Annotated in this window: 18 protein-coding genes, 1 tRNA gene and 8 pseudogenes; 16 read left to right on the top strand and 11 right to left on the bottom strand. The window is 37.6% G+C overall.

Translation table 11 applies throughout. The features are described 5' to 3' along the window. Positions 1–207: 207 nt before the first annotated feature. The 7 genes and pseudogenes from AAZO_RS43835 to AAZO_RS38470 all read right to left on the bottom strand — a co-directional run. Positions 208–1,837: pseudogene (locus tag AAZO_RS43835) on the bottom strand (IS1634 family transposase). A gap of 561 nt (positions 1,838–2,398) precedes the next feature. Next, the gene (locus tag AAZO_RS14660; protein WP_013191848.1) at positions 2,399–4,261 is read right to left on the bottom strand and encodes a bifunctional serine/threonine-protein kinase/formylglycine-generating enzyme family protein; all 1,863 of its coding nucleotides are present in this window, start codon (positions 4,259–4,261) and stop codon (positions 2,399–2,401) included. Positions 4,262–4,586: 325 nt separating this feature from the next. Further along, entirely contained in the window at positions 4,587–5,156 is a 570-nt protein-coding gene (locus AAZO_RS38480; RefSeq protein WP_266889555.1) for a hypothetical protein, read from the bottom strand. 160 nt (positions 5,157–5,316) lie between these two features. Beyond that, positions 5,317–5,442, bottom strand: coding sequence for a hypothetical protein (locus AAZO_RS41470; RefSeq protein WP_266885238.1), 126 nt, complete (start codon positions 5,440–5,442; stop codon positions 5,317–5,319). Between the two features lie 162 nt (positions 5,443–5,604). Then, positions 5,605–5,787, bottom strand: a pseudogene (locus tag AAZO_RS38475) (Rieske 2Fe-2S domain-containing protein); the annotation flags it as partial. Between the two features lie 358 nt (positions 5,788–6,145). Continuing rightward, positions 6,146–6,865, bottom strand: coding sequence for an ABC transporter permease (locus AAZO_RS14650; protein WP_338026878.1), 720 nt, complete (start codon positions 6,863–6,865; stop codon positions 6,146–6,148). Positions 6,866–7,523: 658 nt separating this feature from the next. Further along, a pseudogene (locus AAZO_RS38470) lies at positions 7,524–7,828 on the bottom strand (ISLre2-like element ISCst1 family transposase); the annotation flags it as partial. A gap of 579 nt (positions 7,829–8,407) precedes the next feature. On the opposite strand from AAZO_RS38470, the gene AAZO_RS14640 reads away from it, so the two are divergent. Then, positions 8,408–9,481, top strand: a complete 1,074-nt coding sequence (locus tag AAZO_RS14640; protein WP_013191845.1) for a glycosyltransferase family 4 protein — start codon at positions 8,408–8,410, stop codon at positions 9,479–9,481. A gap of 100 nt (positions 9,482–9,581) precedes the next feature. Here the strand turns inward: AAZO_RS14640 and AAZO_RS30560 are convergent. Further along, positions 9,582–9,988: pseudogene (locus AAZO_RS30560) on the bottom strand (DUF1499 domain-containing protein). Between the two features lie 359 nt (positions 9,989–10,347). Then, positions 10,348–10,497, bottom strand: coding sequence for a hypothetical protein (locus tag AAZO_RS43830; protein ID WP_420807066.1), 150 nt, complete (start codon positions 10,495–10,497; stop codon positions 10,348–10,350). Positions 10,498–10,686: 189 nt separating this feature from the next. On the opposite strand from AAZO_RS43830, the pseudogene AAZO_RS14630 reads away from it, so the two are divergent. Beyond that, positions 10,687–11,095 (top strand): annotated as a pseudogene (locus AAZO_RS14630) (alanine--glyoxylate aminotransferase family protein); the annotation flags it as partial. A 160-nt stretch (positions 11,096–11,255) separates the two neighbouring features. Here AAZO_RS14630 and AAZO_RS14625 read toward each other — a convergent pair. Further along, positions 11,256–11,525, bottom strand: a complete 270-nt coding sequence (locus AAZO_RS14625) for a helix-turn-helix domain-containing protein (RefSeq protein ID WP_081462792.1) — start codon at positions 11,523–11,525, stop codon at positions 11,256–11,258. Between the two features lie 272 nt (positions 11,526–11,797). Here AAZO_RS14625 and AAZO_RS30555 point away from each other — a divergent pair. The 14 genes and pseudogenes from AAZO_RS30555 to AAZO_RS14580 form a co-directional block, all read left to right on the top strand. Further along, positions 11,798–12,329: pseudogene (locus tag AAZO_RS30555) on the top strand (esterase-like activity of phytase family protein); the annotation flags it as partial. 717 nt (positions 12,330–13,046) lie between these two features. Continuing rightward, positions 13,047–13,418, top strand: a complete 372-nt coding sequence (locus AAZO_RS38465) for a protein kinase (protein WP_228371212.1) — start codon at positions 13,047–13,049, stop codon at positions 13,416–13,418. Positions 13,419–13,612: 194 nt separating this feature from the next. Continuing rightward, a complete protein-coding gene (locus AAZO_RS38460) occupies positions 13,613–13,951 on the top strand; it encodes a protein kinase domain-containing protein (protein WP_266885229.1) in 339 nt (112 codons plus the stop codon). Positions 13,952–14,819: 868 nt separating this feature from the next. Further along, positions 14,820–15,008: a hypothetical protein gene (locus tag AAZO_RS42585; RefSeq protein WP_338026877.1), complete on the top strand. Its 189-nt coding sequence runs from the start codon at positions 14,820–14,822 to the stop codon at positions 15,006–15,008. 12 nt (positions 15,009–15,020) lie between these two features. After that, positions 15,021–15,182: a hypothetical protein gene (locus tag AAZO_RS42580; protein ID WP_338026876.1), complete on the top strand. Its 162-nt coding sequence runs from the start codon at positions 15,021–15,023 to the stop codon at positions 15,180–15,182. Next, positions 15,183–15,416 (top strand): protein kinase domain-containing protein, encoded by a 234-nt coding sequence (locus AAZO_RS42575; RefSeq protein ID WP_338027206.1) that lies wholly within the window; start codon positions 15,183–15,185, stop codon positions 15,414–15,416. A 30-nt stretch (positions 15,417–15,446) separates the two neighbouring features. Then, a complete protein-coding gene (locus AAZO_RS42570) occupies positions 15,447–15,794 on the top strand; it encodes a hypothetical protein (RefSeq protein WP_338026875.1) in 348 nt (115 codons plus the stop codon). Between the two features lie 64 nt (positions 15,795–15,858). After that, positions 15,859–16,194, top strand: coding sequence for a hypothetical protein (locus AAZO_RS42565; RefSeq protein ID WP_338026874.1), 336 nt, complete (start codon positions 15,859–15,861; stop codon positions 16,192–16,194). A 128-nt stretch (positions 16,195–16,322) separates the two neighbouring features. After that, positions 16,323–16,396: transfer RNA gene (locus AAZO_RS14605), tRNA-Asp, on the top strand. Between the two features lie 121 nt (positions 16,397–16,517). Next, a complete protein-coding gene (gltX, locus tag AAZO_RS14600; RefSeq protein ID WP_013191841.1) occupies positions 16,518–17,963 on the top strand; it encodes a glutamate--tRNA ligase in 1,446 nt (481 codons plus the stop codon). 208 nt (positions 17,964–18,171) lie between these two features. Continuing rightward, the gene (locus tag AAZO_RS14595) at positions 18,172–18,663 is read left to right on the top strand and encodes a hypothetical protein (protein ID WP_013191840.1); all 492 of its coding nucleotides are present in this window, start codon (positions 18,172–18,174) and stop codon (positions 18,661–18,663) included. A gap of 495 nt (positions 18,664–19,158) precedes the next feature. Continuing rightward, positions 19,159–21,045, top strand: coding sequence for an ATP-dependent zinc metalloprotease FtsH2 (ftsH2, locus tag AAZO_RS14590; protein ID WP_013191839.1), 1,887 nt, complete (start codon positions 19,159–19,161; stop codon positions 21,043–21,045). Positions 21,046–21,341: 296 nt separating this feature from the next. Then, entirely contained in the window at positions 21,342–21,476 is a 135-nt protein-coding gene (locus AAZO_RS41465) for a hypothetical protein (protein WP_013191838.1), read from the top strand. A 505-nt stretch (positions 21,477–21,981) separates the two neighbouring features. Continuing rightward, positions 21,982–23,091 (top strand): annotated as a pseudogene (locus AAZO_RS14580) (ISAs1 family transposase). Positions 23,092–23,420: 329 nt separating this feature from the next. On the opposite strand, the pseudogene AAZO_RS33925 reads toward AAZO_RS14580, so the two are convergent. Further along, positions 23,421–23,609: pseudogene (locus tag AAZO_RS33925) on the bottom strand (IS701 family transposase); the annotation flags it as partial. Positions 23,610–23,747: the final 138 nt, after the last annotated feature.

The following is a 23,747-nucleotide window of genomic DNA, read 5'->3' as shown; positions in this document are numbered from 1 at the left end:
GTATCAAAAGCTGTTCTCAGTAAGGAGCAATAAGAAAGAATACCGCCCAGAGGAGTCAACAGATAAATGAAGATATTCAAGAGATAAATCATAACTTAGACTAATATATTGAAGTAAAAAAAGAAATTATGGACATACTAAAATAGAGCTATAAATCAAAGAGATTAGGTTATTTTCTGATAGAAATTAAATTAATAGAGAGAGAAATTAGGTAAGTAATTGATAGTAGGGAAAACAATACTCTAGTAAAAGATTGACAATGAAATCTCTCTCTTGAGTCCAGTAACAGATGTGTTTTTCTTGGTTTAGTGTAACTAAATGAATAGACTGAAAGCATGGAAAGATCCAGCGTAAAGTGGGGCGGTCAGTTGGTTTGCCCAATTGATTTTTTACTCTTGATTTAGACTCTCTCACAGCGGTTCTAATTTGTCGTTGCCCTAAAGTATAAACCAGCAGAGATAAACCCATAATCATTCCCAGGGACTCTATTCTCTCTGGACTTTTTAGGAAAATACTGTCTGCAAAAAATAATGGGTCTTTGAGAAAAGCAAACCCTCTCTGGCAAGACTGTTGAGCTTTATATTTATTCAAGACGGAGTCATGGGTAAGTTCATTGGAATCCAAAAGGTTTGTAGCAATAATAAAAGGCCCTGCCCTCAGAAATTCTGTATTAATTTTACTTTCATTCTGGGAGACTGTAGCTGATATTTCAGAGGACATCTCTCCTGAACTATCTTTTTTTTTAGATTTGATTTGAGTAACTTTACTCTGGTTAATTTGGTGATATTTGAATTGTTTAAATAGTTTAGATAACCCCTTGATAGCATCACCTTCACAAGCAAATTTTTCTGGTGATAACTTTTTGAAATCTTGCACAGCTTTTGATTGTGCCTTGGTAATTTTTTGTGAGAGTTTACCCAGGTCTGATTCTCTTCTTTCTTGACTTTGCACTACTAACCATCTTTGTTCTATTCCTGGATAATTTACTGTTCTTGACGCTAGTTTATATCCGGGTAAGTTACTATCAACCAATTCTGGTTCTGGTAATGTTGATATTAATGATAGTGCTGATTCTACGCTTAATGGCACTGGACATAACCAGCTTAAATCTGACATCATTCATCATTTTTAGACTTGATTCTGTATATAAGGCCCAGTCTGCTACTATGAGACTGTTTTTAATTGCTTTTGGTACTCTACTGGTATTTTACCAAAGCATGATGAATCTGCTTGGTTTCCCGATGCTAGTTTTAAAAATATATATTGGTATGTCTCTATCTCCTGAACATATCATTTCTATGATGAACTGTTTTAACTCCGGTCTATGGTCACCAGAATAACCATAGGTGATGGTTATTTCTTTTGGTGATTTTACTGCTAATTCTTCTAGTTCTTGATTATTTCCTACTTTTTGACTCTCAAATATTACTTCTGGTAAGCTGGTATTATATTGCCCATGTATGTGCATTTATGATGAGTCTAGATGCCCTGCTCATAGGGATACTCCAAATTTTTGGCCTGCTTTTAAGGCGACAATAAAAAATATTCTATCCAATCCTTTTATAAATAGTTCATCCATGACTCTCCCCAGTTTATCATCCTTGAGATATTCTGGTGTTACTCCTGCTCCTATTAGATACTCACAGGGGATTGTTTCAAAATCTTGGGGAAACCTATATAAGGGTTTTTATACAAATCCTAACCCGTTGATTATCATGGGTTTTACTACATGACCCGGACTTACGTTCTCTCCAATTTCAAGGATTATTTCTACTACTCCTATGGCGTCTATTATTCCTGCTACTACGCTTAAATGGTCTAGGTTTTGAATTTCCATTTTTTGAAGCTTTGATTTCACAACAGAATTATCCACAGCTCCTGTTGTGATTAAATCATTTCTTCTTCTGTTCTAATTTAATTTTTAAATCATTAAATTTTCTTTTCTTTTATCTTCTTCACAAAACTTTGTTCTCTTACTCTATTGCCATTTTTATGATACTTATTCTTATTAAGCCTTTTCTTCCTTGCAGGAGCTTTAGTTCTCATGTACTACTATCTGTGACAGTTAGGGTGCGGAAGGTGGGTTTTAATTCTCGTAACTAAAATGCGAACTCTTTTCTCCTGATCTTACCCCCTCTTCTTCCTTAACGGAGGAGTATTGAAAACGCTTTATGCTATTTAGGGAAAGCAGATAAAACTTGTCAGAGCACAGAAGGGGAAGCGGTTTTATTATCTCAAGTCCCCAAAACTGTTAAACACATTCTGGACTTAGGAACAGGAGGAAGTGGTTGGAACTCGCACTGTTCATAGGGGTGAAATTAAGTATTTCTATGATAAAACCAAAGCCATGAACAACCTATTCCCCCTACCCTACAAAGGTTTTTATTTCCCCAGCAACTCATTCCTCAACTGAAAACACCACTCGCAAACCCGACATTCTTAAACCACCTTCTGCTTCATTCCAACTGCGACTAGCACTGCGACAAAGTTCTGCATTGAAATTCCAAGCACCACCGCGCAAAACCCGACGATGTATATCACCATCAACATCCCAAATACTACCATTGGTCGGTGCACCTTCATAATTGTTATGCCAGGGATCAGCACACCATTCCCAAACTAACCCATGCATATCATATAAACCAAAAGCATTCGCTATATCAAAACTGCCGACATTTGTGATTTGTTTACGGAAGTCGCTTTTGGTTGGGACAATATAAAAATCACCACCGCTACAATTAATTAAATCAGAAGTAATTCTTTCCCCAAAATGAAAAGCAGTAGTAGTTCCCGCACGACAAGCATATTCCCATTCAGCTTCACTAGGTAAACGATAATTTCGTCCAGTTTTCATTGATAACCGCAAACAAAATTCCACCGCTTCATACCAAGAAATATTCTCTATGGGTAAATTTGCACCTTTAAATTTTGATGGCTTGGAGTTTAAAGCTTGGGTGACTTGCGGTAATGCTACAACTGCTTTCCACTGTGCTTGAGTAATGGGATATTTCGCCATGAAAAAAGGTTTAACTGTGACTTGATGTTGCGGATATTCCTCAGCATCACCTTCAAATTCTGGTGAACCCATCAGAAAACTACTACCAGGAATTGATACCATTTCTAAAGCGACGTTTTTGTTTAATTGTTCTAGAAACAATTTGGCGCTAAGTGTGTCATAACTAGTTTCTTTTCCTGCTGTGTCTACTGTAACTACATCAAAATCAAAAGCTTTTAAAGGTAGTAAGGGAACGATAACTTTTCGTGCTGGACCTGGAGGTGTTAATGGTGTTTTGATAATATGGAAAATTGCTGAACTTACTGGTTCTAATCCTAATGGCAGTGATAGTTCCGCTGTTAAATCATCTAAAACCTCTGCTGCTGACTGATATCTATCGTTGGGGAAATGTTGCAGTAATTGATCTAAAATGTATATTAATTCCTGACTGATGGTAATACTTTTTACCTGTAAACGTTCTTTCCATAACCATTTCGCAGTCATAGGATCATAAAGAGGATCTTTAAGTCCATAGGTATCTTGCATGGGTAAATCTTGAGTTAATAACCTGACACAGGTTACACCCAAAGCATATAAGTCACTTGCATGACAAGCAAAACCTGCCATTTGTTCGGTTGGTGCATAACCTAAAGTATAAATAGCTGTGGCTTGTCTAGCTATGCTGGTGTGAGTTACTTGTTTTGCACCACCAAAGTCAATTAATACAGGTTTTTGATCTGTATCTCTACGAATAATATTTTCGGGTTTAATATCCCGATGAATTACGTTTCTTTGGTGAATAAAATCAAGAACTGGTAATAAATCTAACAAAAGTTTACGAATTTCTGCTTCGCTATAGGCCTGTTCTTGAACTTCTTCTAGGAGGGTTTTGCCAATAATAAATTCCTGGACTAAATATAAACTAGCACCTTGTTCAAAGTAAGCTAATAAACGAGGAATTTGGGGATGATTTTCTCCAAGTTCATATAATCTGAAAGCCTCTTCCTTGAAAAATTCTGCTGCTTTTGCACGTTGTCCTGTTCCCTGAACTTGGGGGAAAAATTGCTTAATAACGCAAGGTGCGTTGAGTCTGTCTACATCTTCTGCGGCGTAAGTTTTGCTAAACCCACCTTCTCCTAATAAACGCAAAACACGGTAACGGTTTCTGAGGATTTGTCCAAATGTACCGTGTCCACAAACGATGCAAAATTTACTGTAGTCAGGATTGAATGGGTTTGAACAATTGGGATTTTGACAAATTTGCATAGTTGAGGGGAAGATAGCATCTTGTCCAAAGTCAGCCCCAATTATTAATCAGTATGATTAATTATCAGTTATATAGTAGTAATTAATTGTTTGTATATATATGGGCGCACAGATTTCCATTTTTATAAGATAAATAATATAATAAATTTGGGTATTTGTCAAGTACCTGGTTAATCATTTGTAGGGGGATTCATAACATATTTAGTGAGTGAAAATAATTCAATAGATTCCCGTTTTCTAAAGAAATTGGGAATCTTATTTGCGGAGGTTTCAGTTTTTTTCTGGTAGGTTATGTGGTGGGATAGATCTCCCTTGATAAAAAAAATTAGTTTTCTAATTTGTGGATTCTCCACGAGAGTAAACCTAATGCTAGAGGTCTAACTGTCTCGATGATGACTGTTAAAAAAGATGTTGGATATATAATAAATGCTAAAATTACACTACTTGCTAAAGCTGATAGTACTATCATTGCACACCAGAATTTTAATAACTGAATATTAGCGAGGGCTGTTCTACAACTGGCGCATTTTCCTCTATGGGAGTGATACCATTCTAGTAGTGCTTCTGTTGGTAATTGAGGAGGAAAAGGTTCACTGGGAAATGGTTCGGAGTTGTATTTGTTAACTAAGTGATGCAGTTCAAATACACAAGTATCTGCTTTTGTTGCTAGATCAAAGGCTTTGCTAATGTTAAGACTACCACCTTTTGCTTCTACATAAAGTTCTTGGTAATGCAGAAAAATTTGGTCGTCTTCTAAAAGACTATTTTGTCCCAAGTGATAATACCAACGAGGTCTAAGTTTAATAAATATACCGGGCAATCTAGAGGGAAATTTGAAGGAGAATCGTTCAATTATCCGACATTCAACTTTACGAATTGGTGTACCATAAACGATGGTTAGTATTATTGCTCTTTGGGAACTAATATTGTGCCATATGAATCTAGGTCCGATGAACGTTGTCGATAATTCTCCTATTTATTCTGGTTTTAACCCTTGCTTCCATACGCCTTTGAAACAAACCATGTTTTCCGGAATTAATAACTTCTAATTCTAACTATGCGGCTTTGGCGCGATTGCCGACTGTGCGATGATGGGTAAAGGCAACATGACTAGGATTGAGAATGTTTTCTAATACTGTCAAGGTATTAGAAGGAACATCTCTAAATGTGTTGATTATCACCCATCTATCTGGCGGTTCTTCTATGGGTTCTATAATGGGAATTTTCGTCCTTTCGGCGTTCTCTTGGGTGCCTGTATAAACAAATAGTAATCCTTGTTTTTCAGTTATTGGTAATAATCATATACAGGCGAGTTGGGAAGTTTCAGCCTTATGTCCTGGTGCTTATTGGAGAATTATTTGACAAGTTCCGTCTCCTGAAAATGCCCAACCATGATAGGGACATTCTAACAGTCCATTTTGGTTGAGTCTTCCTTCGGAAAGTCTAGTTAAATGATGGGGACATTGGTCTATAAATGTTTGCCAAGATTGAGTTTGTTCGTCCCACCAAATAACTATATCTTTACCTAATAGTGTAAACTTAGTGGGTTTGGTTTTATCTAAGTCTTGAAGGTAGTGAAGTGGATAATAGGCTTCTTCCCACTAGCAATCATGTGGGTTATCGCCACCTGCTAATGTTTATGCTGTCAACTTATTATTATTTATATTTGGCTTTGTTTCTACCATTTTTTTAGGGAAATCAATATTTAAATTTTATGATCTAAAAGGGATAGAATGGACAGAGTTCAATTGGATATTCAGGGCTGTAAAACCATAACTTTTGCTAATAGATTTTCGGGGTTGCTGTCGCTTAACCTAATTTACATTTTTCTGGTAATTGGGTAGTAATTAGGAATTACTTTCCCGTAGTGTGCTGAAAGCATTATTACAAACTATTTTGGTTGTCTCCAGATGCACGAATTAGTTCTGCTATGATAGCGACGGTGGCGGTGATGGAAATTAACATGACGCTGAGGGCGTTAATATCCGGTTTGACTCCGGTTCTAATGCGGCTAAATATTTCCACTGGTAAGGTGTTAGAACCGCTACCAGCGGTAAAACTCGAGATGATAAAGTCGTCTAAACTGAGGATAAAGGCGAGTAAGCAACCGGAGACAATACCAGGCATTAATTGGGGTAAGACAACTTGAAAGAAGGCTTGAATGGGTGTTGCACCTAAATCTAGTGCGGCTTCTTCTAGATGGGGGTTTAGATTATTGAGTCTAGCAGATACGACTAGTCCAATGTAGGAGAGACAAAAAACGATGTGGGCTGCTACTATTGTCCAAATGCTTAAGGGTATGGCGAAGGCAGCTAAACAGACTAGTGTGGCTACTGCGAGCGCAATATCAGGAACTAATAATGGCAGATAAGATATACTACGATACAATGTTTTGCCGGGAAAATTATAACGCGCTAACCCTACCGCCATCAAAGTTCCCAATACCGCAGAAACTGTGACTGCGCTGAAAGCAATTAGTAAACTGTGATTTACAGCCGATAAGATGCGATCCTCACTGAACAGTTCTTGATACCATTCCAGGGTGAATCCTTGCCACGTGGCGCTGTAGGGTGACTTGTTAAAGCTATAAAAGCCTAGTACCACGATAGGCAGGTACATGAACACAAATATCAGCAGTGAGAACACGGACTGCCATGAGATAGGGGCTTTTTTGGTTTGTTTAGAGATATTCACCTTTATACTTAATCTTATAATTATTGTATTAGATTACATGGTTTTTATCGTTTTTATCAAAGTAGTCAAGGTATTTACAGGTAAATTAGCAGACATAAAATAAATTACTGTTTTATGAGGAAATTTTCCAAATGCTAACACTAAAATACAAAAATAATGAATAATCTCTAAATAGTAAGCATATAAGATATGTATTGACAATTTTAACATAGTTTCGATATAAAAACTAATTAATGACTAACTTTAATCATCATCATCTCGTATGTATCTAACTCATTTTATGTCGGTAGCAACGCGATTTTGTGAAGTGGGGCAAAGATTCTGCTTTTAGCTACGCCAACCACAGAGATCTCTAAAAAATTTTTCTGGAATTAAAGTAAAATAAATCACATTAAAAAAGTGAAATTTCAAGATAAAGTATCTTCTCGAAATATCCTAAGAAGACTTGCATTGAATGATTTATGGCTGGTGGGAATAAGCTGCTTAGGTCAGTAATTAAATAAGCATGTATTGATTAGCATAAATAGTTCTGTAAAATGGGAGTTGTAAGTATGAAATATTAGACAGTTTAAAGATGGATAAAACAGGTAAAAATGGAATTACAGAAATTATGCCAACTTCCAGCTATCCATTGAGAAGGAAGATGTAACATAATTCCCGAATTTTCTTTTAACTAAAATTTACTATTTCCTTTCATTCTTAAATTGACAACTTGGTGGATTAAACTTTCCATAGCTCCACTACTAATAGGTAATTTACGGGCTAAAATCTTAGCATAGTTCAAACCTTATTCCCGATAGGCACGTCATAATTTCTTTGTTTAACAAGAGTTATAGAATTCTCTCCTACTGCTGAAGCAATAAATTCGTCCATATTAATGCAGCTTCTCTAAGCTTTTCTTCATGGGCCTTAAAAGTTTGTACATTCCATTAGGGAATATTGTTTTCTAAAAGTTCCGTAACTTACTCTTGAAAGTCTTTCAAACATTTAGTCAAATCAAGACTTCAATATATATCTTTTGTCATTAATCGTAGGTGTTCCCTGTTTTTTCTTTGGAAGTCCTACCTTTTTTTAACCACAATACCAGTCTGTCTCAACTTCTCTCATCTAATAATCAATTTATTTAAGTAATTTCATTTAGGTTACCTGTATATAATATACTAGTTCCACGGTAAATGATTTGTATCGGTGCCTGTTTTGGGTTGAGCGATAGAATCGCACACTTTTTGCCCCACCTCACATCGCGTTGCTCCCTTTATGTCTTGAGTAGAATATATTGTCCCTACCTAAGATAGACAAAAAATATCCAAGTTACGACTTAAGATTTTTAGGCAATTATCAATACAATTGGTATTTTCAGTGATTTACTGCTATAGTTAATAGCTGGCCATTGATTTACATCAAAACAACAAACATCACTAATTTACAGTCTTATCTTTTAGGAGGTTGATCATGAGAATTGCTCAGATTGCTCCGTTGTGGGAGAGAGTACCACCTCCAGCTTATGGTGGCATAGAATTGGTAGTAGGTTTGTTAACTGATGAATTAGTTCGACGCGGACATGAAGTTACGTTATTTGCATCCGGTGATTCTTTAACTTTAGCTAAGTTAATATCAGTTCATCCCTGTGCTTTAAGACTTGATGCTACTGTCAAAGAGTACAGTATTTATGAAGTGCTACAATTGACTTCAGTCTATGAACGAGCGGAAGAGTTTGATATTATTCACTCCCATATGGGGCATAGCCCCTTAGCATACACAAATCTGGTGAAAACTCCGACAGTTCACACCTTGCATGGAACCTTTAGTCCAGACAATGAGAAAATATTTAAATATGCCAAAAGACAGCCCTATATCAGTATTTCTCATGCTCAAAGAGAACCCAGACTAGGGCTAAATTATGTAGATACAATTTACAATGGAATTGATGTTACTAGTTATAAGTTTTTTCCCGAGCCGATAGATGAGCCTTACTTGGCATTTTTGGGAAGAATGTCTCCAGAGAAAGGTCCACATTTAGCGATTGAGATTGCTAAAAAAGCTGGTTGGCGATTGAAAATGGGGGGTAAACTGGATATGGTAGATGTGAAATTTTTTGAGCGAGAAATTCAACCGCTGATTGATGGTGATCAAATTCAGTATTTAGGTGAAGCTAATCATGCTGAAAAAAATGTCCTGATGGGAGGTGCTGTAGCAACGTTATTTCCTATTACTTGGAGAGAACCATTTGGATTAGTAATGGTTGAGTCAATGGCTTCTGGTACGCCGGTAATTGGGATGCGAATGGGTTCGACCGAGGAAGTAATTGCTGATGGTGAAACAGGTTTCCTTTGTAATAATACACAAGATTGTGTGAGTGCAATTGATAAGGTAGCACGGTTAAACCGCTATGCTTGTCGGCGATATGTAGAAGATCATTTTAGTGTCAAACAGATGACTGATGGTTATGAAGCTGTTTATAAACAAATTCTCAAAGAGAAGTTGCCTCAAAAAAATGGATATTTACGCTCTACTCTAGTTAATTAAGTAAGTGGGCGTTAACAATTGTCGTTATGATAAGGTAAGAGTGAAGAGGTTTTCAGGCTAATTTACATTTAGTTACATACTTTTGTTTTTTCACGTCGTTCTACTTAGATTGATTAAATAGTGCGCGAATTATCTCTATACGTTGGTGATGTACTCCTAAGTCTCCATACCCTAAGGGAGAAGGTGAAGGTACATGAATGATGTTAGAGTTACAGTCTAGATAGAATTCTAGATTATCGACAAATCCCATACAAGCTGTTTTGGGTTCGGCATATAATATATATTATAGTCCTCAGTTTCACTAATTATCTCGGTTCTAGGTAAAGATTGAATAATACTTTTAAGCTGAGATAATATCTATTCTCGGGCAGAGGTAACACTCAGCGGTGCAATTTGATAAAGTGAGTCTCTACTCTGACTAGAAAAACAGTTAGGACTAGAAGGACAGGTTGCTAATCTACCATCTTTAACACCTAAGTTATGTAGTCTTGTGCCTCCGAATATCATAGGAATAAGTAGGGGTAAAATAATTAGAATTACAATGATAAGAATTTAGGAGTCAGGAGTAAAAGTGTTTTATAGCATAGCTTGGTGATAAATATTATGCTGTAAAATGTTAAAATCCTCTTTCTGTTTGTTGAAGCCACACAGGAAATAGGCATTTCCTTGTTATTCATTGATTATAAATTAGGGTGGTTGGTTGAAGATTAAAAATTAAAACAAATAGAGTGATAGCAAAGATCCTTATTCTCTGTCACTTGTGTAATGTGTTAATAACCACAAAGCATAACGTTCTAATACTACCAAAATAGCTGTGATTCCCAGCGCCCAAGCAAATAATAGTAGATTACTAAGATTACCAGCTTTTAAGGCAAAACTGAGAGATGTGGCAACGGCGGGGGGTGTATGGTATTGAGGAATATGATCAAGAATATAGCTGATAGCATTGCCAGTCCACCGGAAATATACCCACCACCAAAACATAAATAAGTAGTAAAAGCAATACTAGTAGCCATCACTTGGGCAAGTATCAAAGTGCGGATAGCGTGCCGAAGCCGATTGCCTTAACAGCGTGTTACATCCACTTTAAGACTTTGGGGATATGGCTTCTTCCCACGAATGATAGACAATCATGAGGCTGGTGAAAACATCAGTAATCTAATCGTTTCATCATGCCATTAATACCATTTAGCCTCACATAAATTATGACATCCACAATTTCCATCAACGATAGTCAACCTTTACAACTGTCACCCTTAGAAGTCCCCAACCGCTTATTACTTGGTCGTGCCCCCTCTAACGCCCATCCTACCGTATTACAGGCCATGAACACTACACCCACCATTAGGGCATCTTGACCCTGCATTTTTAGCCTTAATGGATGAAATTCAATCTTTATTGCGCTAAGTATGGCAAACGGAAAACCCCCACACCATTGCCGTTAACGGTACAGGTACAGCAGCAATGGAAGCCATTTTAGCTAACACCGTTGAACCGGGAGATATGGTATTAATTGGTGTAGCGGGTTATTTCAGAAATCGCTTAGTAGATATGGCGGGAAGATATGGCACAGATGTGCGAAATATTACCAAACCTTGGGGACAGGTATTTTCTTTTTAATAACTGACCTCATATCCATAACATTTATGAAATGGGCAACACTCATGAACCAGTTCCTAATGTGACTAAACCACAAAAAATAGTAAGAATTACTTGTGAGTAAATTGGGGAATTCAGGGGAAATCTTTGTTTAGGTAAGGTACCCGGAATGTTTTTACAAGTCTAATGACCTATTCAACAACAATAGCCTTGGTGGAAAACTCTTTGTTTCCTGCCTTCTGTTCTGAGTCGCCATGGGATGATTACTATCATGTTTTTGTACCTGTTGAAGGAGACTAGTAGGCAAAACATTTCGTAATATCTCTAGCCAGTAATGAAATGTGTCCTTTGCTTCCGTTTTCCATATACCGAAATGCAAACCTAAAACCTCAAATGTTGGCATTTTCCTCCAATAGCACAAGCATAGACATACCTGTTGTTTTATCTCTAGTTTCCCTTTCCCCCCTCCTCCTTTCTGATTTATACCTATGTTTTTACTTTCTATGTCACCTTGAAGTTTTCTATGCTAGATTTCACCTTGGGCTAACAAGTCTTGAAACTGATGGTTAGTTATTCCCAGTATTTGTTTTCTACGATGTGGATATTCTTGAATATAGTTAATTTAGTGGATTTTTCCTTTTGGTACACCCTCAAAATTCTCTTCCACCATTTTCTTTTGACACCAAGTTAGTTTTCTGGACAGTTCTATTACCACTAGCCACTGAAAACACTTTAATTCAAGACGGTGTATTATCAAAACCTCGTGGGGGTAATAGTTGCCGCATTTTGGAGTGCAATCTCACCAGCAATCAGCCCGAAAAAGAATACCTCTACCCAACAGAAGCAGTCACACCCCTATTCAATTTTACAGGCAAGTTTAACAGCGGATTATCTGATTTTACTCTCCCTAGATAATCAAGGACACTTCCTCACCCTAGAAAGAACTTTTAGTAGTTTGGGATTTGCTGTTTCCTTATTTCAGGTTTCCTTAGAAAATGCTGACGAAATTCACAATATTTATAGTTTGTCAACTGTTAACATCACAAAAATCAAACCAGTCCAGAGAAAACTACTCCTAGACTTGCAAAATCTGGATTGAGCCTCAGACAACATCGAAGGCCTAACCTTGGGTACTAAACTCCCTAATGGACAGACTTCGTTAATTCTCATCAGCGACAACAATTTCAACAAACTGCAAACCACTCAAATCCTTGCGTTTCAACTCAAACTCGAATCAACAGGTTATTAGATCTGCGGCAAGTCCGTTAACCAACCTCCTAGTACAGTACAGTAGAAATAAACCAACCATTCCAAATCTCCGAAAACCTAATGCTGTATACATTTTGAACTTGGTTCGGGTAGCGTCTCCTTCGGAGACATGTTCTTGGGGTAGCTCTTCTAAAAGAAGCATTTTGAATTCACGGTAGTACTAGTCTGTCAAGCTAAAAATGAAGGGTAAAACCAGGCAGGGGAAGAATAGAACTTTGAAGTTTATCATTATCCGTCAAAATAAATTTGACACACTACTACCAGAAGGAAAGATAACTTCACTATCAGGATAATAGATAATTAACGTATTATTACAGGTACACACTAGCTGCTACAATACGTTACATAAGATTAATTAGAGTTTACCCACCAAAAAAGTGGTATGATATCAATTAATAGGATTGAAGCCAGCTATACCAACTTTACCAAGCCAACATCTGTTATGGCAACCATCAAGGTGTTCAGGACATCATCCGTTGATAAAACTTAGATATAAACTAGACTTTCAACCCTGTCACCTATCACCTGTTTATACGAATAGAGCTTTAGCATTGCTAAAGTTTCACAAGTCAAATATTGGTCTTATAGAATTATTCAGACCTGTATAAATACTCAAAAACAATAGCTGTAATAGATTTGCTAAAGTCTCCTGTAGTAAATATGCATTTGTTTTCTGGTGCAATATAATAACCAGGATATGAATGAGTACCAAACACCATCAGACATTTACATCGGCAAATTATTAAATAATCGCTATTTAATCAGAGATGTACTTGGTCCCGGAGGCATGGGAAGAGTTTACCTTGCAGAAGATATCACCAAGAACTGTGTTTTAGTTGCTGTTAAAATGCTCTCTTTGAGTATAGGCAACACAGAGTTAGCTAAACGCTTTGGGAGAGAAATCTTCATCGGCGCTCAATTAGGGAAAAAGAGTTCACATATTACCCGTGTATTGACCTATGGTATTACTAATGAAAGAGTTACATTTTATGTAATGGAATATTTACGGGGAAGAACCCTCAAACAAATTCTGAGAATTGAGAGTTTAACTCTGTCAAGATTTCTATAAATTAGCCAGCAAATTTACTTAGGGTTAGATTGCGCTCACAAGGGAGTTACCTTAAATGGTAAAATTCATCCGATTGTGCATAGAGATATTAAACCAGAAAATATATTCATTCATAATGATGGTAAAAGAACAGAAATAGTTAAGACCTTGATTTTGGGATTTCCAAATTCTTGACCGAAAGCAGTGGAATTACAATGACTGAGGCTTTTATAGGTAGTTTACCTTATTCATCTCCAGAACAAATGCAAGGTCGGAAAACATTGCATGAGTACTCTGATATTTATAGTTTAGGTCTGTTAATGTTTGAAATGTTAACAGGAAAACATCCATGTCATACAACAAGTCACTGCTTTAGCAGTTGCTGTAAACTTCATTGTATTCAAGCTCAACCTACATTTGAAGAAATTAATCCTTATCTTCACATTCCCCAGGAATTGCAGCAGTTAGTAATGGGTTATTTAGCAAAAGATGTAAATGACAGACCCTATAATATCAGTGAGGTTTTAGAAGTTCTAGCGAAAATCAAGACGTAAATTCAAGAAAATGCTATAGATAATAGTCGAGAATTACAGCTAAATCATAATGTAAAATTAGTACCTTTAATAACAATTTCTGAAAAACAATGTTGCCAGAAGCAGTGGACTAATAATAAACCATTGGCATCAATTTATTTTTCCCATGTTTTACATACAGGAAAAGGGAACATGGCTACTTTGTAGCCAATGTTACCTGAAGCTGAAATTATCAAGCTTAAAAATAAAACCCATACTAATAAATTTATTAGTAACATGGATTATCCAATAGTGTTGTGGATAACAATGTTATATGATGATCACTCTGGTTTGATTACATGGCTATCTTATTAGTTACAGACTAAAGATAGTAGAAAAGAAAAAATATTGTATCATCTATCAGAAATTGGCTACTATCATATGCTATTATTTACCCGTAGAAATCCTCATAACTGTAATGATGTTATGACTTTTTCGCTGAGAGTTAAACAGCCTCCATATCTACAAATATTATAAATCTCAGTCAAAATAGCCATGAAATTGGTTCTTCCAAAGAAGCGGAAAATAGACTCAAAATCGAGTATGGAAAGTTAAAGATAGAAGTGAATAAAAAATTAAATATCGATTCTAAGAAACCAACTATATTTTTCAACTCCTGGGCGGCTAAATTATTTGATATATCTAAATCGCCATGATTTGGAAAATCAACAGTAATTGTTTTCAATAATTTGATTTCGATTAGAGGTTATTTTAAGTGAAAAAAAATCATTTGCGTCTCCAGCAAATCAGAATTTGCTTGCAAGCCATTATGAATTTAAACAATTAATTGGTAAAGGTGGCATGGGTGAAGTTATTTTACCGCATGATGTCCTGCTAGGAGGGACACCAGTTGCGAGCAAATTTTTCACTCAAACGCTACGCCAAAGTTCAAGCCAGGTTTAACCGTGAAGCTCTTTTGAGTGATGCGTTGAGCCAAAAGAGTATACATATTGTGCGGGCTTATGATTATGGTGTGACTAAAGGTCGGAAAGCCTATTGTGTAATGGAATATTTATCTGGCAAAAGTTTAAAAGATTGAATTACTATTACTTTGCATATATTCCTGACTCTAGTACGCCAGATTGGTTTGGGTTTACAGTACGCTCATCAAGGCATTTCTATGAATGGAGAAAATTACCATGTAGTTCATAGAGATATTAAACCAGCGAATATAATTGTGATTCCTAATCCAATTTTAGGACAATTGGTATAGATTTTAGACTTTGGTATTGCCAACTTTTTAAACTCGTCTACACCACTTAATACTAAAGGATTTCATGGAATTTTACCCTATTGTTCTCCAGAACAATTAGACGGAGCAGAATTAGACAGTCGCTCTGATATTTTAGACAGTCGCTCTGATATTTATAGTTTAGGTTTAATGATGTTTGAGATGCTGACACGGCAAAAACCTTGGCAAACAGAAACAGAATATTTTGGTGCTTGATATAAGGCATATCTATTTGAAGAAGTAAGAGTGCTGGCAGATGTGAATCCTTATGTACAAATCCCCCAGCAGTTAAATAACTTAATCATGAGTTGTCTGGAGAAAAAACCCAACCAACTTCCCCAAAATATGGGTGAAATTCTCAAAGTATTCGCCGATATAGAACAATCTATCCAAAAAACCAAAATCACAAACCTAGAGACAAAATCCCTGCTTGATAATTCTGTGACTTCTAGAAATTTAGCAAAAATCACCAATCAATATGGGAAATTTGCCTGGCCTGAAAATAAACGCATTCAAGAAATTGTTTTTCCTCAGCTTTATATATCCTGTTCCAGGATGTATCGTTTATCTGTGGCTAATGTTACCCAAACATGAAATTAAAAGTCGCTCCCATACCAAGGCTTACAATCAGTTTGTCTTTATCACCTAACCCCAACCGATGTTGTTGTGGATAACAGTGCTTTCCAATCGGCAATTGGAACCGAAATGGCTACCCTGCTACCTGGATATGCAAAATACCCAAAATCTCCAGATGGTATCCACCTTGATAACCACTCAGTCTTACCGATTGGTTTTGTTCACTCTAGAACCCGCCCAGAAATGTGTCAAGATTCTCCGCAGTTCCATTAATCCAGCACAGCAAGAAAATTTGAAACCATGGGTTCAACAAACTCAGCAACTACCATTCTCTTCTCAACCCCTAGTCGGCAAAAAGTTGTTAAAGCGGAAATACAAGCAAATCCAATCTTCAGATACTAGAGCGATTGAATACTAACATGCGGGTCATAGTCTAAGTTAAGGGCACTAAGGAAGATCTAATCAAAAAAATAGCACTATTTTTGCTCCTAATTACTTGACAATTAAAAAATAATAGGCAATAATAAAATTGACAACAAACAAGAAGGGACTGTAGTTCAACTGGTTAGAGCACCGCCCTGTCACGGCGGAAGTTGCGGGTTCGAGCCCCGTCAGTCCCGTTTTAAAGTGCTGAGTCCAGATAGATGATTTGAATGCCTTAATCTGGTTTTCATTCATGAATGCTTTTAACTCAGGACTAGGTACTCAGCACTTGTTTTGCTTTGAGAGAGAGAATTAACTGTGTCTGTAAGAGTTCGTATTGCTCCTAGTCCTACTGGAAATTTGCATATTGGTACAGCGAGAACTGCTGTATTCAATTATTTATTTGCCCGTCACCATGATGGGAAGTTTATTCTCCGCATTGAAGATACAGATTTAGAGCGATCGCGCCCTGAATACACTGATAACATCCTCAGCGGACTGCGCTGGTTAGGACTAAACTGGGATGAAGGTCCATTTTTCCAATCTCAACGCTTGCACCTCTACAGAGAAGCAGTGCAGAAACTGTTGGATCAAGGATTAGCCTATCGCTGCTACACAACTTTTGAAGAATTAGATGCGCTCCGGGAAACGCAAAAAGCCAGAAACGAAGCACCCCGCTACGATAACCGTCACCGTAATCTCACCCCAGAACAACGCGCTGCCTTTGAAGCGGAAGGACGCTCCTCGGTGATTCGCTTCAAAGTTGAAGATAAACGGCAAATTGTCTGGAATGACTTGGTGCGGGGTCAAATGTCTTGGTGTGGCAGTGATCTGGGCGGTGATATGGTAATAGCACGCGCTTCTGCTGACGGTATTGGTCAACCACTATATAACTTTGTCGTCGTCGTGGATGACATTGATATGGAAATCACTCATGTCATTCGTGGTGAAGACCATATCGCCAATACAGCCAAACAACTTCTGTTGTATGAAGCTTTGCGTGCAAAAACTCCCGAGTTCTCCCATACACCACTGATTTTCAATCAAGAAGGGCGTAAACTTTCTAAACGAGATGGAGTAACTTCTATTTCTGACTTTCAGAAAATGGGCTTTACTGCGGAAGGTTTAGTCAATTATATGACCTTGTTAGGTTGGTCAGCCCCAGACTCTACTCAGGAAATATTTACCTTAGAATCAGCAGCTAAAGAATTTACCTTTGAGCGCGTAAATAAAGCTGGTGCGAAATTTGACTGGGATAAACTAGATTGGATTAATAGCCAATATATCCATAATATGGACGTTGTTCATCTGACAGATTTACTCATCCCATTTTGGCAAGAAGCTGGATATTCATTAACTTATGGTAGGGAGCGTCCTTGGTTAGAACAGCTAGTGAGTTTAATTGCTGCTAGTCTAACGCGTTTGGTGGATGCTGTTCCCATGACCAAAATATTTTTTACTGAAGGGGTAGAGTTTACCGAAGAAGGTTTAAGTCAACTCCAGCAAGAAGGGGTGAAAGCGACCCTAAAAGCTATTCTGACAGCTTTAGAAAATCAACCACAACTTTCACCTTATACCGCCCAGGATATTATTAAGCAAGTGGTAAAAGAGCAGAAGGTAAAAAAAGGTTTAGTCATGCGAGCGCTCAGAGCAGCTTTAACGGGAGATGTACATGGACCAGACCTGATCCAATCATGGCTATTACTAAATCACATTAGTTTAGATAAACAACGTTTAAATCAGGTAATTTCAGCTGCTAATTAAGTGACAGGTGACAGGTGAGTCAGTCGGTCTTGGGAGAAACCCCCAAGACCGACTGACGTATTGCTAAAGCCTTCGCGCAGCGTGCTGGAGGCATCACCCTTCGGGTGACAGTGATAACTGATAACTGTCTCCTTCTTTCACCCATTGGGAACTAAATTTTTAAGATTTCTGTTTTAACATCGACTTAGAAAGAAAAAAATTTAATACAATGCTAACAGAACCTCCTAATATAGGAAGAATACTATTGTTGATGATACTTACCCTGGGCATCACAACTATGATTCATCATCTTGTTGATGCTGAAGAAGCACCAATTTTTGGAGATATAACCATCAATCGGCAATTTTCCCGAGATCCTTTCAAAGTTCGTGGGATGAGTGGCGGTTCAGTTCCAGCCAGCAAAGTCAACAGAGCAAGTGAAACTTCCACAGGTTCTTGTAGTGGGTTTGTGGATCAGACGCCAGATCACACTCTCAAGCTAACCAGCAAATTCGATTACCTGAAGTTGCAAGTAGAAAGCCTAGCAGATACCACCATGATCATTAAAGGCCCTGGTGGTAATTGGTGCAATGATGATTTTGATGGAAAAAATCCTGGTATTGTTGGTGAATGGTTGCAGGGAACTTACCAAATTTGGGTTGGTTCTTACGAAAAAGGCAAATATCTACCCTACACTTTAAAAATTACAGAAGTTAAGTAATATTAAAGCTTATTCTCACTTTAAATAACAAGATGCAGCTTTAAGAAGCTATCAAAGGCATACCACGCTAAAAAATACCAGGCAATTGCTTCCAGTATGGATGTAAACCCTTAACTCAGGCTACTGGTGTAAAGCCCTGCGGGCATCGCTGCGCTTACCGCGTAGCGTCCTGGAGAAATCACCAGAAGGGATTCACCCCACTGATAAATCCGGGAGCTTACTTTTATTGTTCAGGAAAAGGCCGTAATGGTAGCGCCTCGTAGACAGGGATGAATGGTAATTGGTAAAGAATGTTCTCCTCATCACCCCCATCTTCCCCTAATTTTTTCCGACTGGTAGCATTAATATTAGAACTAAGTTAAATTTAATTAAGATTCTTGATAAACTGAATGAATCAGCTATAAGCAAACGACAGTATTATGGCTGAAATTCAAAATGGATTTATAAACATCCGTTACAAAGCAGTCCTATTGGTATCTAGAGGCAAATTAAAAGATGAAATTCTCTTGGAGAGTCGTAGCACTCTGGTCAGTGCTGGCTTTAGTAATTGGCTTTTTCTTCTGGCAAGGTGCTTTTGCAAATGCTCCTGCTGACACAAGTAAAAATGCAGCTAGTACCCGCATGACTTATGGCCGCTTTTTGGAATACTTGGACGCTGATCGCGTTACTAATGTAGATCTGTATGATGGCGGTAGAACTGCAATTATTGAAGCTAATGACCAAGATATTGAAAACCGTGTTCAACGCTGGCGGGTAGATTTACCTATTAATGCACCTGAGTTAATCAATAAACTCAAAGAACACAACGTTAGTTTTGACGCTCATCCTATTCGTAATGACGGCGCTATCTGGGGTTTGTTGGGTAATCTTGTCTTCCCAGTTTTATTGATTACTGGTTTATTCTTTTTGTTCCGTCGTTCTAATAATCTTCCCGGTGGACCTGGCCAAGCAATGAATTTCGGTAAATCTCGCGCTCGATTCCAAATGGAAGCGAAAACCGGAGTAAAATTTGAGGATGTGGCTGGAATTGAGGAAGCGAAGGAAGAATTACAGGAAGTTGTAACTTTCCTCAAACAGCCAGAAAGATTTACTGCTGTGGGTGCTCGTATTCCTAAAGGTGTACTGTTAGTTGGATCTCCAGGTACTGGTAAAACTTTACTAGCTAAGGCGATCGCAGGGGAAGCTGGTGTACCATTTTTCTCAATCTCTGGTTCTGAATTTGTAGAAATGTTTGTCGGTGTGGGTGCTTCCCGTGTCCGCGACCTGTTTAAGAAAGCTAAAGATAACGCTCCCTGTATCATCTTTATTGATGAAATTGATGCAGTAGGTAGACAAAGGGGTGCAGGTATTGGTGGTGGTAACGATGAAAGAGAACAAACCTTAAACCAACTATTAACAGAAATGGACGGTTTTGAAGGTAATACAGGGATTATTATTATTGCTGCTACCAACCGTCCTGATGTTTTAGACTCCGCATTGTTGCGTCCTGGTCGTTTTGATAGACAGGTGACAGTTGATGCACCGGACATTAAAGGACGTTTGGAAATTTTAGAAGTCCATTCCCGCAATAAGAAATTAGATCCTAGTGTATCCTTAGATGCTATCGCCCGTCGTACACCTGGCTTTACAGGTGCAGATTTAGCCAACCTCCTCAACGAAGCAGCCATTCTCACTGCTAGAAGACGCAAAGACGCAATTACCATCCTAGAAATTGATGATGCAGTAGACAGAGTAGTAGCTGGGATGGAAGGTACTCCCTTAGTAGACAGCAAGAGTAAGCGTTTAATTGCTTACCATGAAATCGGACATGCTTTGGTCGGTACTTTATTAAAAGACCATGACCCAGTACAAAAAGTAACTCTAATTCCCAGAGGACAAGCACAGGGTTTAACCTGGTTTACTCCTAACGAAGAACAAGGATTAATTTCCCGTTCCCAACTTAAAGCCAGAATTACAGGTGCTTTGGGTGGTCGTGCTGCCGAAGAAGTAATCTTTGGTGCTGCGGAAGTGACAACCGGTGCAGGTGGAGACTTGCAGCAGTTATCAGGAATGGCACGACAAATGGTAACACGGTTTGGGATGTCTGACTTAGGACCCCTGTCACTGGAAAGTCAACAAGGTGAAGTGTTCCTGGGTCGTGATTGGACAACCCGGTCAGAGTATTCTGAATCTATAGCCTCTCGTATTGATGCTCAAGTCAGATCAATTGCAGAAGAGTGCTATGAAAGTGCAAAGAGAATTATCCGTGAACATCGCAGTGTTACAGACCGCTTGGTTGATTTGTTGATTGAAAAAGAAACCATTGACGGTGAAGAGTTCCGTCAAATTGTGGCTGAGTATACTGTTTTTCCTGATAAGCAACAGTTTGTAGCACAACTGTAAGGTTTTTTCGGTTAGATGTAAAACTGACGGGGATGGTATCAACCATCCCTATTTTTTTGACTTGTGAAGAAACCCCAAAATAGGAACATGGAATTTGTATAGTAAAAAATGATTTGTGAAAACAATCTTTGATTAAAAATGAATACCCAAGGAAAACTATAAATTAGTACAAAAATACATAACTAGATGAAAGGGATAAACTGTAAACAATAGAAGAAAGAGAAATATAGATAGATGAAATAATTGAGGCTTTGTAAAAGTTCTAATTATCGATAAACAGTAAAACTGGGATAAGAATGATACCAATTATTCTGGATTTAGAACGAGAAAAGTTATTGCAAGAACAGTTAGAAACCGGGAAATATAGAACACCCAATGAAATGATTACCGATGCTTTAAAGCTGTTAGCAGCAAGACAGAATCTCAATTAAGAAAGTCGAAAAATTACAATTTTCTCAGGAGAAGCATTACAAAAACTACTAGAGAATAAAATTAAAATGATGCAGGAAATAAGGAAGAATTATCAATTCAGATCCCTACAGACAAGAATTGGCTGGAGAATTTAGTAAAATATGTCAATAAACCCAGGTATTGCACGCTGACCATCCTTCAACTGATAAAGACATTGATGATGAAATTGCAGCTTATCGGAGAGGAAAATAAGAATTTTCATAGATAATAAAATATTAGTATCTGCGGCTATCTCTGTAGGAAAACTAGAATCTGTTATTAACTGGATTATTAATCAAGCTGATTATCAATGGGTAGTTTCAGAAGGAATTATAGCAGTGAACTAGCCAGGGCGAACGCATGTAAATATGGTCCATATATACTAAGAAACGAGAAAGGTAGGGAGGGCTGATGATATGGAGGTTGACCAATGAGGCTCTGATGGTAAAGTCATTGTAAAAGTAGAAGAAGAAAGTCCCAAAAAGTGTGAAGCTCAAGCCCGAAATCACGATTACTGACCACGTTGCACAGATGGAAGATCCAAGAGTAGAGGGGAGGAAACGACACAAGTTAATTGACATTCTTACCATTGGAATTTGTGCAGTAATTTGTGGAGCAGATAGTTGGGTGGCAATTGAACTCTATGGCTGTACAAAATATAAGTGGTTAAAAACCTTTTTAGAACTAGGAAATGGGCTCCGGTCCCAGGACACATTTGGAAGGGTATTTTCACAATTAAATCCGCAACAATTTCAAAATTGTTTCTTGAACTGGATGAAATCAGTACATAAGATAAGGGATGGTGAAGTTGTGGCAATTGACGGGAAAACTTTATGTAGTTCTCATGGTAAAAATAGTGACTAGAGTGCAATCCAAATGGTAAGTGTATGGGCAACTACAAATAGATTAGTGTTGGGACAGGTGAAGGTGCATGAGAAGTCAAATGAAATTACAGCAATTCCCGAATTATTAAAGGTTTTAGAATTAGCTGGATGTATTGTCAGGATTGATGCCATCAGGTGTCACAAAGACATAGTAAAGTTAATTACGCAAGAAAATGCAGATTATGTAATTTCTTTAAAAAAGAACCAAGGTAATCTGTATGAGTCAGTAGAACAGCTATTTAAGTCAGGGATAAGTACAGGTTTTCAAGAGCTTCAACATAGCACATATAAAACCGAAGAAACAGGGCATGGTCTTCATGACATCCACAATTATGTGATGTTACCTGGAATTGGGTTTCAGCTTGACCCTGATTCAGTTTGGTCAAATCTAAAAAGTGTTGGGATGGTAGAATCTATCGGATAAGTGGATGATAAAACAACAGTAGAGACTCGTTATTTTATTAGTAGTCTTGACTCAAATACAGAACAATTGGCTAATTCTGTCCGCAGCCATTGGGCAATAGAAAATTCATTGCATTGGGTATTAGATGTAGCTTTAAAACAAGATGACTGCCGGATTAGGAAAGATAATGCTCCACAAAACTTTGCAGTAATGCGGCAGATAGCAGTCAATCTTTCGGGTAAAGAGAACCCCGTGAAGCGGGGGATAAAAAATAAACAGTTTTTGGCAGCAATGGATAATAACTCTTGAGAAAGAGTTTTAGCTTTAGCCTCAACTAACTTGTCAACAATTTACTTAATATTTTCTTCTACTTATTTTTACAGATAAGTTTACCTATTTATGGATGAATAGTTAGCTCATTTATCCTTAGCTAAGAGTTATTCACTTGGAGATAAGCTAATTCATCGCCTAATAGAAAAGTGATTGATTTTGTTTATATATCCATCAAGCTTTGTACTTATATATATAGATGATTTTAAAATCCTCATTAGTTTTTATTAGGAAATAAGCTGCGTTTCCCCTGGACACTCATTGAATTAGGAACTAGACCAAGGTGCTTCAGTTAAAACGTGGTGTCATCGTTGGTAGGTCACCCCTAGGGCATTATCTGCCATTTGAAATAGGTTTTTTCTCTCACTTCCACCCAATCATCCCCCTAAATAATGTCTAAACTCTCTTCTTTCCGCTTTATGAGTAAATATATCATCAAACCTTTGACACCATCTTTCAAACCATGGTGCCATTGCTGCGGCAGTGGTTTCTTTCATTAGCTTATTTTAACGTGAAAGCCACACCGAAACCGCATTATACTCCTTTTTACTCTTAACTTTTGTTTAAGTCCCGCTAACGAGACGCTAACGCGAACGGCTTTAGGCTGGAGACTGTAAAAGATTAGACCTCTTGCA

This window comes from 'Nostoc azollae' 0708 (assembly GCF_000196515.1).
GTDB lineage: Bacteria > Cyanobacteriota > Cyanobacteriia > Cyanobacteriales > Nostocaceae > Trichormus_B > Trichormus_B azollae.
Note: the sequence above shows the minus strand (reverse complement) of the source record. Positions and strands in the feature narration are given on the sequence as shown.

Bases quoted from the DNA above. Each gene is read 5' to 3' on its own strand.
- AAZO_RS38465 (WP_228371212.1), top strand. From the start codon at position 13,047: ATGAATGAGTACCAAACACCATCAGACATTTACATCGGCAAATTATTA.
- AAZO_RS14640 (WP_013191845.1), top strand. From the start codon at position 8,408: ATGAGAATTGCTCAGATTGCTCCGTTGTGGGAGAGAGTACCACCTCCA.
- ftsH2 (WP_013191839.1), top strand. From the start codon at position 19,159: ATGAAATTCTCTTGGAGAGTCGTAGCACTCTGGTCAGTGCTGGCTTTA.
- AAZO_RS38460 (WP_266885229.1), top strand. From the start codon at position 13,613: ATGACTGAGGCTTTTATAGGTAGTTTACCTTATTCATCTCCAGAACAA.
- AAZO_RS43830 (WP_420807066.1), bottom strand. From the start codon at position 10,497: ATGGCTACTAGTATTGCTTTTACTACTTATTTATGTTTTGGTGGTGGG.
- AAZO_RS14595 (WP_013191840.1), top strand. From the start codon at position 18,172: ATGCTAACAGAACCTCCTAATATAGGAAGAATACTATTGTTGATGATA.
- AAZO_RS41465 (WP_013191838.1), top strand. From the start codon at position 21,342: ATGATACCAATTATTCTGGATTTAGAACGAGAAAAGTTATTGCAAGAA.
- AAZO_RS14660 (WP_013191848.1), bottom strand. From the start codon at position 4,261: ATGCAAATTTGTCAAAATCCCAATTGTTCAAACCCATTCAATCCTGAC.
- AAZO_RS42565 (WP_338026874.1), top strand. From the start codon at position 15,859: ATGTTGTTGTGGATAACAGTGCTTTCCAATCGGCAATTGGAACCGAAA.